This window comes from Pseudomonas vlassakiae (genome assembly GCF_014269035.2).
GTDB lineage: Bacteria > Pseudomonadota > Gammaproteobacteria > Pseudomonadales > Pseudomonadaceae > Aquipseudomonas > Aquipseudomonas vlassakiae.
This window is the reverse complement of record NZ_JABWRP020000021.1, coordinates 58,503-73,341: the sequence shown is the minus strand read 5'-3', so window position 1 is coordinate 73,341 and position 14,839 is coordinate 58,503. Positions and strand designations below refer to the sequence as shown.

Genomic DNA, 14,839 nt, shown 5'->3' with positions numbered 1-14,839 from the left:
GCGAGGCCTCATGGCTGGCCCGCTGCGGCCAACGCTGGGTGATCGCCTTGCGACGGGTATAGAAGCGCACACCGTCCGGGCCATAGGCATGCAGGTCGCCGAACAGCGAACGCTTCCAGCCACCGAAGCTGTGATACGCAACCGGCACCGGCAGCGGTACGTTGACGCCGACCATGCCCACTTCGATTTCGTCACAGAACAGGCGCGCCGCTTCACCGTCACGAGTGAAGATGCAGGTACCGTTGCCATATTCATGATCGTTGATCAGCTGCATGGCCTGCTCCAGGCTGTTAACGCGCACCACGCACAGCACCGGGCCAAAGATCTCTTCTTTATAGATGCGCATCTGCGGGGTCACGTTGTCGAACAGCGTGCCGCCAACGAAGTAGCCATCTTCATTACCTGGCACACGCAAGCCACGGCCATCCACTACGAGCTTGGCGCCAGCGGCAACGCCATCGTCGATGTAACCGACAACCTTGTCACGGGCAGCGGCAGTGACCAGCGGGCCCATGTCCAGGCCGCAGGAAGTGCCAGCCCCAATCTTCAGCGCCTTGATCTGCGGCTCCAGCTTGGCGATCAGTGCATCGGCAACCTGATCACCCACGCACACTGCCACCGAAATAGCCATGCAGCGCTCGCCGCACGAACCATAGGCAGCGCCCATCAGCGCGCTGACCGCGTTGTCCAGGTCGGCATCGGGCATCAACACCGCGTGGTTCTTCGCACCGCCCAGGGCCTGTACACGCTTGCCACGCTTGGTGCCTTCGGCATAGATGTATTCGGCAATCGGCGTCGAACCGACGAAGCTCAGCGCTTTCACTTCCGGTGCTTCGATCAGTGCATCGACCGCTTCCTTGTCACCATGCACCACGTTGAGGATGCCCTTCGGCAGGCCAGCCTCCAGCAGCAACTGAGCGATGAACAGGGTCGAGCTCGGGTCACGCTCGGATGGTTTGAGAATGAACGCGTTACCGCAGGCAATGGCCAGAGGGTACATCCACAGCGGCACCATGGCCGGGAAGTTGAACGGCGTGATGCCAGCGACCACACCCAGCGGCTGGAAGTCGGACCAGGCATCGATGTTCGGGCCGACGTTGCGGCTGTACTCGCCTTTCAGCACTTCCGGTGCAGCACAGGCGAACTCGACGTTCTCGATGCCACGCTTCAGTTCGCCGGCCGCGTCTTCCAGGGTCTTGCCGTGCTCTTCGCTGATCATCTGCGAGATGCGGGCTTCGTTTTGCTCCAGCAGTTGCTTGAAGCGGAACATCACCTGGGCGCGCTTGGCCGGTGGGGTGTTGCGCCAGGCCGGGAAGGCAGCCTTGGCCGAGTCAATGGCTTCCTGTACGGTCGCGCGGCTAGCCAGTTCGACCTTGCGCACCGCCTGACCGGTAGACGGGTTGAAGACATCGGCGGTGCGCTCACCCTTGGTAACCAGCTCGCCGTGGATCAGGTGCTGAACAATGCTCATGCAAAACTCCAGATAAAGAAGGTTGAGGCAGGCGCGTGATGGGTTCACGCGCCCTACGTCAAAAGCGGAAAGATCAGTCGATCTGGTTCAGGGCTTCACCGACCGCGTCGAACAAGCGGTCCAGTTCCTGCGGCTGGGTATTGAAGGTTGGGCCGAACTGCAGGGTGTCGCCACCGAAGCGCACATAGAAGCCGGCTTGCCACAGCTTCATGGCGGCTTCGTACGGACGCACGATGGCATCGCCATCGCGGGCGGCGATCTGGATCGCGCCGGCCAGGCCGTAGTTACGGATGTCGACGATGTTCTTGGTGCCCTTCACGCCATGCAGCAGCTTCTCGAAGTGCGGTGCCAGTTCGGCAGCCGATTGCACCAGGCTTTCCTTCTGCAGCAGATCGAGCGCGGCGAGACCAGCAGCGCAGGCTACCGGGTGCGCCGAGTAGGTGTAGCCGTGGGGGAATTCCACCGCATATTCCGGCGTCGGCTGGTTCATGAAGGTCTGGTAGATCTCGCGGGTGGCGATGACCGCCCCCATGGGGATGGCACCGTTGGTGACCTGTTTGGCGATGCACATCAGGTCAGGGGTGACACCAAAGGCCTCGGAGCCAGTCATGGCGCCCATGCGGCCAAAGCCTGTGATCACTTCGTCGAAGATCAGCAGGATGTTGTGCTGGGAGCAGATTTCACGCAGGCGCTTCAGGTAACCCTTCGGCGGCGGCAGCACGCCGGCGGAACCCGCCAAAGGCTCGACGATCACCGCTGCGATGTTCGAGGCATCGTGCAGCTCGATCAGCTTGAGCATTTCATCTGCCAGGGCGATACCGCCCTCTTCCGGCAGGCCTTTGGAGAAGGCGTTAACTGGCAGCACGGTATGAGGCAGGTGGTCGACGTCCAGCAACTGTCCGAACATCTTGCGGTTACCGTTGACGCCACCCAGGCTGGTGCCGGCAATGTTCACCCCGTGATAACCACGGGCACGGCCAATGATCTTGGTCTTGGTGGCCTGGCCTTTCAGGCGCCAGTAGGCACGCACCATCTTCAGCGCAGTGTCGCAGCACTCGGAGCCGGAGTTGGTATAGAAGACGTGATTCAAGTCGCCCGGGGTCAGCTCGGCGATTTTCTCGGCCAGCTGGAAGGACAGCGGGTGGCCGAACTGGAACGCCGGGGAATAATCGAGGGTACCGACCTGGCGTGCAACCGCTTCGGTGATTTCCTTGCGGGTATGCCCGGCGCCACAGGTCCACAGGCCAGACAGGGCGTCGAAGACCTTGCGCCCCTTGTCATCGACCAGGTAGTTGCCTTGGGCCGCCACGATCAGGCGCGGGTCGCGCTGGAAGTTACGGTTGGCGGTGTAGGGCATCCAGTGGGCATCCAGCTTCAGCTGGCTGGCGATACCCGCAGTAGCGGTTTCAGGCATGTTCATCGGCGGTTCCTCGGAAGGCGATCAGGCAACGATGGATGTTGTTGCAGCTAAATTCGCACGCGGATAAAGTCTGAAAAAGCCTACATTTCTAATCTTCAGGTAGCGCAAGACTAAACATATGAGCAGACGACCCGACCCTCTCGCACAAGTGAGCGATTTCGACATCCGCCTGCTGAAAATCTACCGAAGCGTGGTTGAATGCGGCGGTTTCTCGGCTGCGGAGAACGTGCTGGGGATTGGCCGTTCAGCCATCAGCCAGCAAATGAACGATCTCGAACAGCGCCTGGGTCTGCGCTTGTGCCAGCGTGGTCGTGCCGGTTTCTCGCTGACCGAGGAAGGCCGCGAGGTCTATCACTCGGCATTGCAGTTGCTCAGTGCACTCGAAACATTCCGTACCGAGGTCAACGGCTTGCACCAGCACTTGCGCGGCGAGCTGAACATCGGCCTTACCGACAACCTGGTCACCCTGCCGCATATGCGTATCACCCATGCCTTGGCCGAACTCAAGGACCGCGGCCCGGATGTGCGCATCCAGATCCGCATGATCGCCCCCAGCCAGGTGGAGCAAGGGGTACTGGACGGCAGCCTGCACGTCGGCGTGGTCCCCCAGACCAGCCCTCTGTCCGGCCTGGAATACCAACCGCTGTACAGCGAACGGTCACAGCTCTACTGCGCAGTTGGCCACCCGTTGTTCTACGCCGACAACCAGCAGATCGACGATGACCGCCTCAACAGCCAGGAAGCGATCGCGCCAACCTTCCGCCTGCCTGCGGAAATCCAGGCGCACTACCAGGCGCTCAACTGCACTGCCAGTGCTTCGGACCGCGAAGGCATGGCGTTCCTGATCCTCACCGGCCGCTATATTGGCTACCTGCCCGACCACTACGCCGCGTTCTGGGTCCAACAAGGTCGCCTGCGTGCACTCAAGCCTGCGCAACGCTTCTATGACCTGAGCCTGAGCTGGGTAACGCGCAAAGGGCGGCGACCGAACCTGGTACTGGAAAGCTTCCTGGAAAGCCTGGCTGCGACACGTTGATGCCAGCTTCTGACGCTAAGGCTTGTCACGCCAGCACAGGCAGGTAATCTTGTCCGACATTCGTTGCCACAGACCTGTCCGGAATCGTCCATGACCCTAGAAGTCCCTGCGCATCGCCTCGCCGCCTCTGGCAAGCCCGCCGGCCGCATCCGCCAGAAGAACGAACAGGCCATCATCCAGGCCGCCGAAGACGAATTCGCCCGCCATGGGTTCAAAGGCACCAGCATGAACACCATCGCGCTGAAAGCCGGCTTGCCCAAGGCCAACCTGCATTACTACTTCACCAACAAGCTCGGCCTCTACATCGCCGTGCTGAGCAACATCATCGAGCTGTGGGACAGCACCTTCAATGCCCTGAGCGTCGACGACGACCCAGGCGAAGCGCTGAGCCAGTACATCCGCACCAAGATGGAGTTCTCCCGGCGCAACCCGCAGGCATCGCGCATCTTCGCGATGGAAGTGATCAGCGGGGGTACCTGCCTGACCGAGTATTTCAGCGCCGACTACCGCGAATGGTTCCGCGGGCGGGCCGCCGTGTTCCAAGCCTGGATGGACGCCGGCAAGATGGACCCGGTCGACCCGGTGCATCTGATTTTCCTGCTCTGGGGCAGTACCCAGCACTATGCTGACTTCGCCACCCAGATTTGCCAGGTCACGGGCCGCAGCCGGCTGACCAAGCAAGACATGGAAGATGCCAGCAACAACCTTATCCACATCATTCTCAAGGGGTGCGGCATAAAGCCGAGTGCCTGACGTTCATCTATGCCTTCTACCCTGCTCGACCTCTGCGAATTTCGCGAGGAAATCCGCAAGAGCCGCTTCATCACCCTCGCCAGCCCGATCAACAGTGCCGCCGAGGCGATGAGCTTCATCGAGCGTCACAGTGACTTGGCCGCCACCCACAACTGCTGGGCATGGAAAATCGGCGGGCAATACCGCAGCAATGACGATGGCGAACCGGGCGGCACTGCCGGAAGGCCAATCCTGGCGGCCATCGAAGCCCAGGACTGCGACCAGGTGGCGGTGCTGGTGATTCGCTGGTACGGCGGTATTCAGCTGGGCACCGGCGGACTGGCGCGTGCCTATGGCGGTGGCGCCAACAAGTGCCTGCAGCAAGCCCCCAAACGCCTGCTGGTCCAGCGCAGCGAGTACACCTGCAGTTGCACCTTCAGCGAGTTGGCCCTGGTGAAACTGCGCCTGGCAGAGGTGGAGGGTCTGGTACTCGACGAGCAGTTCACCGCCAATGGCGTCGACCTGCATATCGCTGTGGGCGAAGCCCATGTGCCTGTATTGCAACAGCAACTGGCGGACCTGAGCCGCGGCCGGATCCTTCTCGAAGCATACTGAGGTTTGCCCACAGCAACTGTGGGCTGGCCTGTGGATAAGCTTGGGGCACTCCGTTGCAGGCCAAGCACTGCAAGGCCTCCAGAGCACTGAGCATATTTTGATCACTGTTTGATGACAACAGTAAACGACTGAGCCTGCAGAAGTTATCCCCAATGTGTCTGGAAGATTGCACAAACCCGATCGTGGCGCTTGCACACATTTACTGTGGACGAGCCTGTGGATAACCCGTTAGCCAACACGCCAAGCACCCGCCCGCTCACGGCCAGACGCACCTGTACATTTTTTAGCCAATCGTGAAGCAGGCGAGGCATAGGTTCGAACTCTGCAGTATGCTCAATGCCTTTTCCTCCACCGATAAAGGAATGTTCCTATGGCATCCTCCAGAACTGCCCTCATCATCGGCGCTTCCCGCGGTCTCGGCCTGGGCCTGGTACAACGTCTGCACGAAGACGGCTGGAACATTGTTGCAACCGTGCGCAACCCTCAACTGCCAGGCGCCCTTGCCGATGTCCCCGGCGTGCGCATCGAGCAACTGGAAATGAACGACACCACCCAGCTCGATGGCCTCCAGCAACGCCTGCAAGGCCAGCTGTTCGACCTGGTCTTCATCAACGCCGGGGTCATGGGCCCCCTGCCGCAAGACCTGGAGACCGTGAACGTCCAGGCCGTTGGCGATCTGTTCATGACCAATGCCGTGGCCCCGATCCGTGTCGCCCGGCGCCTGGCCGGCCAGGTACGCGAAGGCAGCGGCGTGCTCGCGTTCATGAGCTCGATCCTCGGCAGCGTGACCATCCCCGACGGTGGCGAGATCTGCCTGTATAAGGCCAGCAAGGCCGCGCTCAATTCCATGATCAACAGTTTCGTGGTCGATCTGCAGCGCCCCGACCTGTGCGTACTGGCCATGCACCCGGGCTGGGTGAAGACCGACATGGGTGGCGAAAACGCCGAGATCGACGTGCTCACCAGCACCCGGGGCATGCTCGAACAGATCAAGGCGCAAAGCGGACACGGTGGCCTGCGCTTCATCAACTACAAAGGCGAATCACTCACCTGGTGAGGTGAATACCGACCGGCCGGGCGCAATGCCCGGCCAGGCCCTGTAGAATGGCGGCAACCGTACCTGATTCGAGACTCCCTCCTTATGTATGACTGGCTGAATGCCCTGCCCAAGGCAGAACTGCACCTGCACCTTGAAGGCTCGTTGGAACCCGAGCTGTTGTTCGCCCTGGCCGAGCGCAACAAGATCGCCCTGCCCTGGAACGACGTGGAAACCCTTCGTCGCGCCTATGCGTTCAACAACCTCCAAGAGTTTCTCGACCTGTATTACCAAGGCGCAGACGTGCTGCGCACCGAACAGGACTTCTACGACCTGACCTGGGCTTACCTGCAACGCTGCAAGGCGCAGAATGTGGTCCATACCGAACCGTTCTTCGATCCGCAGACCCACACCGACCGTGGCATCCCGTTCGAGGTCGTGCTCAACGGCATCAACCAGGCGTTGAAAGACGGTCGCGAACAGCTGGGTATCAGCAGCGGCCTGATCCTGAGCTTCCTGCGCCACCTGAGCGAAGACGAAGCGCAAAAAACCCTCGACCAAGCGCTGCCCTTCCGCGACGCGTTCATCGCCGTCGGCCTGGACAGTTCGGAAATGGGCCACCCACCCAGCAAGTTCCAGCGGGTGTTCGACCGCGCCCGCAGTGAAGGCTTCGTGGCCGTGGCCCACGCCGGTGAGGAAGGCCCACCCGAGTACATCTGGGAAGCCCTCGACCTGCTGAAGATCAAGCGTATCGACCACGGTGTACGCGCCATCGAAGACGAACGCCTGATGCAACGCATCATCGACGAGCAGATCCCGCTCACCGTCTGCCCGTTGTCGAACACCAAGCTCTGCGTGTTCGACCACATGAGCCAGCACAACATCCTCGACATGCTGGAACGAGGCGTGAAGGTGACAGTGAACTCGGACGACCCGGCCTACTTTGGCGGTTATGTCACCGAAAACTACCACGCCCTGCACACCCACCTGGGCATGACCGAAGACCAGGCCCGCCGACTGGCGCAAAACAGCCTGGATGCTCGCCTGGTCTGAAGGCGTCAACCGACCTGCAAGTTGGTCACGCGGGCTATACAGTTGATCTGCTGCACACCCTCGGCAGAAATCTGCAGTACCCGCGTGCCCTCAGGCTCGCGTATCCAGCCAGACTGCAAAAACAGTTTGAGCAACGCCTGACCAAGGCTACCGCCCAAGTGTGGCCCTTGGTCGCTCCATTCATTGCAATGGCAGATCACACAGTGCCGCCGCGATGCCAGCGCATCGATGTAGACGCCCATGGCAGCCAGTTGCGTTCGCCCCTCCTCACTGACCATCAGTTCCCGCTCGCTGCCCTCCAGCCAGCCCGCCACCACCAGCCGGTGATACAACTCACCCGCCAGCTCGCCGCCCAGGTGTTCGCCACAGCGACGTGCCCTGCGCATCGACATCGGCAGCTGCAGCACCTCCGTGCGCGGCCCCTTTGTCGACACCAGCTGGACGCTGGCCAGCGCTTCGACAGCAACGCCCACCTGAGGCGTGGCGAGCCTGAAGTAGCGCTTGCGCCCGCGCGCCTCAAGCCTGAGCAGGCCGGCCGAAGACAGCAACGAAAGGTGGGCACAGGCCGACGACGCGCTCAGGCCGGCCATCATCGCCAGTTCATCTGTCGGCCGCGGTGTGCCATCGATTAGCGCCCACAACATCGCGCTACGCTTGGGGTCGGCCATCAGGCCGGCAATCTGACTGATACTACTGACTGCATTCATGTCCCTGTATCTCCCCGCATGATCACGTTCGGTTTCAGAGGCCAGCATTGGTTACGCTGGTCGCCTCTCAAGCAAACTGCCAAGGGCCAGTATAAGCCGCGCCCGTGCCGCTCCCGGCAGCCTGGCGCATGCTCAAGCGGGCTCATTCAGCGTTGGGTGGGGCCACCCTTTCGCGCGCCAGAATCGGCACAACCTGGAAGAGAAAGGAAAATAAAGGGCATGAGGAAGGATGGCCCAGAGTGAGTAGCGACTCTGCTGACAGCGCACTTCCTCAAGTAGCGCAAATCAAATCGAAGCTTCCACATCAATCCAGGGATATCCGCTGGAAACGTCGCACAGGCCATAACGAATGGCGCCCGGACCGCCAGTCAGGACAGTCACCCAAGCCATGGCGCCAGCAGACTGCAGCGCTACACTTGATCCGCTCTCCCCCCAATCGGAGGTATGCCACGATGAAGATTGTCGTCAGTGCGTCGAATCGCAACCCCAACTGCCCCTGGCAGGTAAGGCTCGACCAGCATGTGGTGAGTTTTCGCAGCGAGGCAGAAGCACGTGCCTTCGTTGCCACCCTGCAAACCCGCCTGCAGGCACCTCACCCGCTCATGCTGGACGCGTGGCCTGCAAACGCCGGGTCAACAGCGCGACACTGACCACCAGTGCCCCGCAGAGGCTGATCACCAACGTCATGGGCACGGCACTGCCATCATGCAGCACGCCGACCAGCGAGGCCGCACCGGCCGCGACGCTGAATTGCAGGCAGCCCATCAATGCCGAAGCACTGCCTGCCCGCGCGCCCTGGCCACTCATGGCGCAGGCCGACGCATTGGGGATGATGCACCCCAGGCTGGCAATGCAGACGAACAGCGGTACCAGCAATGGCCACAACTGCGCCGGGCGCAGGGCTGCCACGCCAAGCAATACCAGGCCTGCTGCCAAGTACAGCCAGACCGCCCGCACCAACAGGAATGCCGGGCCTCGCTTGGCCAGCAGGCGCGCGTTGACCTGGGCGACCAGAATGAAGCCGGCCGCGTTGGTACCGAACAGCCAGCCATAATGCTCTGCGGGTACGCCATAGAGCTTGATGAATACGAAAGGTGAACCGGCGATGTAGGCAAACATCCCGGCAATGGCGATACCACCGGTCAAGGCATGGCCGATGAACACACGGTCAGTCAATAACCGCAGGTACTGACGCAATGCGCCTGACAGCGGCTGGCGCGGCATGCTGGCCGGCAGGCTTTCCGGCAGGCCCAGGCTTACCGCCAGCAGGCTGGCCGCGCTGAACAGGCTCAGCGCCAGGAAAATCGACTGCCAACCGGCCAGGTTCACCAGGACCCCGCCAAGCATCGGCGCAAGGATGGGGGCCAGGCCCATCACCAGCATCAACTGAGAGAACACCTTGGCCGACGCCACCGGGTCGCACTTGTCGCTGACGATGGCCCGCGACAGGACCATGCCAGCGCAGCCGCCCAGCGCCTGGACAAAGCGCGCCAGGATCAAGGTGTCGAGGTTAGGGGCGTAAGCACAGGCCAGTGAGGCCAGGGTGAACAGCGCCACCCCGAACAACAGCGGTTTGCGCCGGCCGAAGCGGTCTGCCACCGGCCCGTAGGCGAGCTGGCCGATCGACAGGCCGAGGAAATAGGCCGCCAGGGTGGCCTGTACATGTTTTTCGTCGGTGGCGAACGCCTGCGCCATGGCCGGGAAGGCGGGCAGGTAGAAGTCGATCGCCAAGGGCCCGAACGCACTCAGTGCGCCCAGGATCAGGACCATTCGCAGGTTCATCAGGAATCCATAGCAGGCTAAGCAAGCTGCCAAGTCTACCTGCAGTGGCCACCCTCAGCATGAAAACATTTGCAACAAAACAGGGCCGCAGTGCGGCACCTCGGTTCAGGCCACTTCAGCTTGGTAGCCTTCCTCCCGAATAGCCGCCAATACCTGCTCCGCGGCCAGTGAGCTTTGCACCCGCACTTGCTGGCCAGGCAGATCGACTTCCACGGTAGCCTGCGCATCCTTTTCCTGTACTGCACGAGTCACGGCTTTCACGCAATGGCCACAGGTCATGCCTTGAACATTGAACACTTGCATGGGGACTACCTCCTTCAGGGTTTTGCCCAGTTTCAAGCTTGCCATCGGGGCAAGGTCAAGTTCTGCGTGAAACGGCCGGGCTGGAAATCCGCGCGGACCTCGGCCAAGCTGCGCCTTTGACGATTTGTGCAAGCAGGAGATTCTTCATGTTCAGGACAGCAGTGGGCGTTGTCGGGCTGTTGGCCGCACTGACGGCAGTGCCGCCGGCCAGCGCCGAGGGCAACTCGGACTACAGCGTGCTGATCATTTCCCGGGAACGCCTGGAAGTGGCCACCAGCTGCGAAATCGGCGTGTACCTCAACGATCAGCTTTCGGGGCGCGTCTTCCAGGAACAGTCAACGTCTTTCAACCTGCCGCCCGGTCCGATTGATGTTCGCCTGCGCCTGTTGCCCGGGCAGATGCCGGGGTGTGCCCCGGGTATCGAGGACCAACGCAGCACGCGGCTCAACCTGCAGGCAGGCCAGATCAGCAAGTACCGCATCGCCATGGGCCAACAGGGTCTTGAACTGAAGCGAGCCGGCCTGGGCTATTGACCTTCCCCGCGTGGCAAGGTTGATGCTGATGCTCTAGCCCTGCCAAGGAGGAGAGCCATGCCCGCATCCAACACGTTCAACCTGCCGATTTCCGGCATGACCTGCGCCAGCTGTGCGGGCCGTGTCGAGCGCGCCCTGCGAAAGGTCAGCGGCGCCGATCAGGTCAGCGTCAACCTCGCCACTGAACAGGCCAGGGTCCAGGCCCCGGCAGGTAGCCTGCCAGCCCTGGTCGAAGCCGTGCGCAGCGCCGGCTATGGCGTACCCACCCGAACCGTGGAGCTGCAGATCAGCGGCATGACCTGTGCCAGCTGCGTCGGCCGCGTGGAGCGCGCCCTCGGCAAATTGCCGGGGGTTGAACATGTCAGCGTCAACCTGGCCAGCGAGCGTGCCCACCTTGAAGTGCTGCAGGCGCTCGACGATCAGTTGTTGATTGCCACCGTCGAAGCAGCCGGCTATCGCGCCAGCCTGCCCCAAGCGGCCAAGGATGATCAGCAAGATGCCCAAAGACGCCTGCGCAACGAGCGCCTGGCCGTAGCCGCTGCGCTGTTGCTGGCGCTGCCATTGGTGCTGCCGATGCTGGTGCAACCCTTCGGCCTGCACTGGATGCTGCCCGCCTGGGCGCAGTTCGCGCTGGCCACCCCGGTGCAGTTCATGCTTGGCGCACGCTTCTACAAGGCCGCCTACAAAGCCGTGCGGGCCGGTGCCGGCAACATGGACCTGCTGGTCGCCCTGGGCACCAGCGCAGGGTACGGCCTGAGCCTGTACCAATGGGCCAAGGCCCCGGTCGGAATGGCCCCCCACCTCTACTTCGAAGCTTCGGCGGTAGTCATCGCCCTGGTGCTGCTGGGCAAGTACCTCGAAAGCCGGGCCAAGCGCCAGACGGCCAGTGCCATTCGCGCTTTGGAAGCCCTGCGCCCGGAACGGGCCGTGCGCGTCATCGACGGCCGCGAAGAAGACGTGGCGATTGCCCAACTGCGCCTCGGCGACCTGGTTCTGGTCAAGCCTGGCGAACGCTTCCCGGTCGACGGTACGGTGGAGGAAGGCAGCAGCCACGCCGACGAAGCATTGATCAGCGGTGAGAGCCTGCCGGTCCCCAAACAACCCGGCGACAACGTCACCGGCGGTGCCATCAATGGCGAAGGCCGGCTGCTGGTGCGTACTCAGGCGCTGGGCACGGAAACCGTGCTGGCGCGTATCATCCGTCTGGTCGAGGACGCACAAGCCGCCAAGGCACCGATCCAGAAACTGGTCGATCGCGTCAGCCAGGTCTTCGTGCCCGCCGTGCTGGTGCTGGCATTGTTCACTTTGATTGGCTGGTGGCTGGCGGGTGCAACGCTGGAGACTGCCCTGATCAATGCGGTCGCCGTGCTGGTCATCGCCTGCCCCTGCGCCCTGGGCCTGGCCACGCCGGCAGCGATCATGGCCGGCACCGGTGTGGCCGCTCGCCACGGCATCCTGATCAAGGACGCCGAAGCGCTGGAGCGGGCCCATGCGGTCAACCGCGTGGTGTTCGACAAGACCGGCACCCTCACCTCTGGCAGCCCGCGCATCGTCCACAGCCAGGCGCTGGACGGTGACGGCGCCGACCTGCACCGCCTGGCCGGAGCCCTGCAGCGCGGCAGCGAACACCCGCTGGCCAAGGCGGTACTGGATGCCTGTGCCGAGCAAGGCCTCGAAGTACCCGTCGTCACCGACAGTCAGTCGCTTACCGGTCGGGGCATTGCCGGGCGTGTGGGAGGTCGCGAGCTGGCGCTGGGCAACCGCCGGCTGCTCGAAGAAAGCGGCCTGCAACCCGGCCAACTGGCTGCCAGCGCTCAAGCCTGGGAAGCCGAAGGCCGCACCTTGTCGTGGCTCATCGAACGCGGTACGGCGCCCCGCGTGCTCGGCCTGTTCGCCTTTGGCGATAGCCTCAAACCGGGTGCCGAGCAGGCCATCGCTGCCCTGCACGCCCGCCACATCAGCAGCCACCTGCTGACCGGCGACAACCGCGGAAGTGCCAAGGTGGTGGCCGATGCCCTTGGCATTGACGATGTGCACGCCGAAGTACTGCCGGCCGACAAGGCCGCCACCGTGGCCACCCTGAAAAACAACGGAGTGGTGGCGATGGTCGGCGACGGCATCAACGATGCCCCAGCCCTGGCCGCTGCCGACATCGGCATCGCCATGGGCGGTGGCACAGACGTGGCCATGCAGGCTGCCGGCATCACCCTGATGCGCGGTGACCCACTGCTGGTGCCCGCCGCGCTGGAGATCAGCCGCAAGACCTATGCAAAAATCCGTCAGAATCTGTTCTGGGCCTTCATCTACAACCTGATCGGCATTCCCCTGGCCGCGCTTGGCTATCTCAACCCGGTACTGGCCGGCGCCGCCATGGCGCTGTCCAGCGTCAGCGTGGTCAGCAATGCCCTGTGGTTGAAGACCTGGAAACCCACCAGCACCTTGCAGGAGGCCCGATGAACATTGGCCAGGCCGCCCGCCGTAGCGGGCTCAGTACCAAGATGATCCGCTATTACGAATCCATCGGCCTGCTCAAGCCGGCCACCCGTAGCGACAGCGGCTACCGCTTGTACCAGGCCGAGGACTTGCACAGCCTGGCATTCATCAAGCGCTCCCGTGACCTGGGGTTTTCCCTGGAAGAAGTGGGCAAACTGCTGACCTTGTGGCAGGACCGCGGCCGTGCCAGCGCCGACGTCAAGGCGCTGGCCATGCAGCACATCGATGAGCTGAACCGGCGCATCGACGAGCTGGTGAGCCTGCGTGACACCCTGGGCGATCTGGTTGCCCACTGCCAGGGGGATGACCGCCCGGACTGCCCGATTCTGAAGGACCTGGCCAAAGGCGCAGGATGCTGCCATTGAAAGCAGGCGGCGTGCTGAGATCGGCACGTCGCACACCTTTGGTATGCCATATTAGCCTAAAGCCGACCGAATAGTCGCCAAATGCGACTTCGCCCAATAAATACGGGCACTTTCGCTAAAAATTCCCCGGACCCTGCCGATGCAGTGGCTACCTGCCTCGCGTGCAAAAAAACAAACCCCGGGAGCGTCGATGAACATCAAACAGAAACTGACATGGGCCTTCGCGATCATCGCGGGCTTGCCCATCGTCCTCGTAGCCACCTTGGTGGTCATCAACCTGCGCGGCGAAGCGCGTGACGGTTTCCTCGACAGCAGCAGCCGGGAGATCCGCCAGGTCAGCAACGCGATGAACATCTTCTTCCAGGGCATCGACCAGAATGTCGACTACCTGGCCTCGCAACCGATGGTGGCGGCCACGGGCAACAACCTGAACAAGTTCCTGAGCGCCAACCCGTCCTACGAGCTGGGCGATCAGGACAAGCAACTGCTGGAATTTTTCACACGTCTGGCAGAAACCCACCCTGGCTATGCCTACGTCGCCTACGGGGTGAATGACGGCGGCTACGTCGGCTGGCCCGCCGGGCAGAAGTTCGTCAACTATGACCCGCGTCCGCGTCCTTGGTACCAACTGGCCATGGCCAACCCTGGCAAGACCGTACGCACCGGCGCCTATTACTGGGCCGCCGACGATGCCGTGCTGATCAGCACCGTGCGCGCCGTGGCCAACCAGCTCGGCAACCCAGGTGGCGTGGTCAACATCGACGTGTCGCTCAAGGGCCTGACCGAGATCGTCAAGCAGATCAAGCTGGGCGAAAGCGGCTATCTGATGCTGGTGGAAAACAACGGCAACGTGATGGTCGACCCACGCGACGCCAGCCACAACTTCAAGCAGCTGGCCAGCTTTGGCGACGGCTACGCCGAACTGGCCAAGGCCGGCAAGGGCCTGGTCGAGGTCGAGATCAACGGCGAGCGTTACATGGCCAACGTCTACCCCGACGAAAAACTCGGCTGGACCTTCATCGGCCTTATCCAGCATGGCGAAGTGATGCAGACCACCACCCGCCTGACTTGGCTGATCGGCGCCATCGCCCTGGTACTGGCGGCACTGTTCGCGGTGGTCGGCACTGCCTTCGCCAAACTCATCGTGCGCCCGATCAACAGCGTCACCAGCGGCCTGGAAGACATTGCCCAGGGCGAAGGCGACCTGACCCGCAACCTCGACGTGCGCGGGCGCGACGAAACCGCGCAACTGGCCAACTGGTTCAACCAGTTCCTGGGCGCCATCCGCAGCCT

The 14,839-nt window shown here is 62.5% G+C and carries 14 protein-coding genes and 1 pseudogene; 10 read left to right on the top strand and 5 right to left on the bottom strand.

Annotated features, from left to right (window positions below; all coding sequences use genetic code 11):
- Positions 1-1,471: CoA-acylating methylmalonate-semialdehyde dehydrogenase (locus HU738_RS22385; RefSeq protein ID WP_217871495.1), on the bottom strand; the 1,471-nt coding region annotated here is incomplete at its 3' end.
- Between the two features lie 73 nt (positions 1,472-1,544).
- Entirely contained in the window at positions 1,545-2,891 is a 1,347-nt protein-coding gene (gene aptA / locus HU738_RS22380; protein WP_176509616.1) for an omega-aminotransferase AptA, read from the bottom strand.
- 118 nt (positions 2,892-3,009) lie between these two features.
- On the opposite strand from aptA, the gene HU738_RS22375 reads away from it, so the two are divergent.
- The 5 genes from HU738_RS22375 (at position 3,010) to HU738_RS22355 (ending at position 7,363) form a co-directional block, all read left to right on the top strand.
- Complete coding sequence (locus HU738_RS22375) at positions 3,010-3,927, top strand: LysR family transcriptional regulator (RefSeq protein WP_186604094.1); 918 nt, start codon at positions 3,010-3,012, stop codon at positions 3,925-3,927.
- A gap of 90 nt (positions 3,928-4,017) precedes the next feature.
- Positions 4,018-4,680 (top strand): TetR/AcrR family transcriptional regulator, encoded by a 663-nt coding sequence (locus HU738_RS22370; protein WP_176509617.1) that lies wholly within the window; start codon positions 4,018-4,020, stop codon positions 4,678-4,680.
- 9 nt (positions 4,681-4,689) lie between these two features.
- Entirely contained in the window at positions 4,690-5,274 is a 585-nt protein-coding gene (locus HU738_RS22365; RefSeq protein ID WP_186604096.1) for an IMPACT family protein, read from the top strand.
- A 370-nt stretch (positions 5,275-5,644) separates the two neighbouring features.
- Positions 5,645-6,331: an SDR family oxidoreductase gene (locus tag HU738_RS22360; protein WP_186604098.1), complete on the top strand. Its 687-nt coding sequence runs from the start codon at positions 5,645-5,647 to the stop codon at positions 6,329-6,331.
- Positions 6,332-6,415: 84 nt separating this feature from the next.
- Positions 6,416-7,363, top strand: coding sequence for an adenosine deaminase (locus tag HU738_RS22355; protein ID WP_176509620.1), 948 nt, complete (start codon positions 6,416-6,418; stop codon positions 7,361-7,363).
- A 5-nt stretch (positions 7,364-7,368) separates the two neighbouring features.
- On the opposite strand, the gene HU738_RS22350 is transcribed toward HU738_RS22355, so the two are convergent.
- Positions 7,369-8,070, bottom strand: coding sequence for an ArsR/SmtB family transcription factor (locus tag HU738_RS22350; RefSeq protein ID WP_186604100.1), 702 nt, complete (start codon positions 8,068-8,070; stop codon positions 7,369-7,371).
- A 452-nt stretch (positions 8,071-8,522) separates the two neighbouring features.
- Between HU738_RS22350 and HU738_RS26065 the strand changes: the two genes are divergently transcribed.
- Positions 8,523-8,720 carry a hypothetical protein gene (locus HU738_RS26065; protein WP_082433666.1) on the top strand — a complete coding sequence of 66 codons (198 nt, stop codon included), beginning with the start codon at positions 8,523-8,525 and terminating at the stop codon, positions 8,718-8,720.
- Here HU738_RS26065 and HU738_RS22345 read toward each other — a convergent pair.
- Both HU738_RS22345 and HU738_RS22340 read right to left on the bottom strand, forming a co-directional pair.
- On the bottom strand, positions 8,671-9,852 hold the full coding sequence (locus HU738_RS22345) for a multidrug effflux MFS transporter (RefSeq protein WP_176509622.1): 1,182 nt from the start codon (positions 9,850-9,852) through the stop codon (positions 8,671-8,673). The two genes, HU738_RS26065 and HU738_RS22345, sit on opposite strands and share 50 nt — an antisense overlap.
- Before the next feature lie 105 nt (positions 9,853-9,957).
- A complete protein-coding gene (locus HU738_RS22340; RefSeq protein ID WP_186604102.1) occupies positions 9,958-10,155 on the bottom strand; it encodes a heavy-metal-associated domain-containing protein in 198 nt (65 codons plus the stop codon).
- A gap of 146 nt (positions 10,156-10,301) precedes the next feature.
- Here HU738_RS22340 and HU738_RS22335 point away from each other — a divergent pair, with 146 nt between their 5' ends.
- From HU738_RS22335 to HU738_RS26420, 4 genes and pseudogenes are all read left to right on the top strand, one after another.
- The gene (locus HU738_RS22335) at positions 10,302-10,688 is read left to right on the top strand and encodes a hypothetical protein (RefSeq protein WP_186604104.1); all 387 of its coding nucleotides are present in this window, start codon (positions 10,302-10,304) and stop codon (positions 10,686-10,688) included.
- Positions 10,689-10,745: 57 nt separating this feature from the next.
- Positions 10,746-13,145, top strand: a complete 2,400-nt coding sequence (locus HU738_RS22330) for a heavy metal translocating P-type ATPase (RefSeq protein WP_186604106.1) — start codon at positions 10,746-10,748, stop codon at positions 13,143-13,145.
- Positions 13,142-13,546, top strand: coding sequence for a Cu(I)-responsive transcriptional regulator (gene cueR / locus HU738_RS22325; protein ID WP_186604108.1), 405 nt, complete (start codon positions 13,142-13,144; stop codon positions 13,544-13,546). Before HU738_RS22330 ends, cueR begins: the two co-directional genes overlap by 4 nt.
- Positions 13,547-13,685: 139 nt before the next feature.
- Positions 13,686-14,822, top strand: a pseudogene (locus tag HU738_RS26420) (HAMP domain-containing protein); the annotation flags it as partial.
- Between the last annotated feature and the right edge of the window lie 17 nt (positions 14,823-14,839).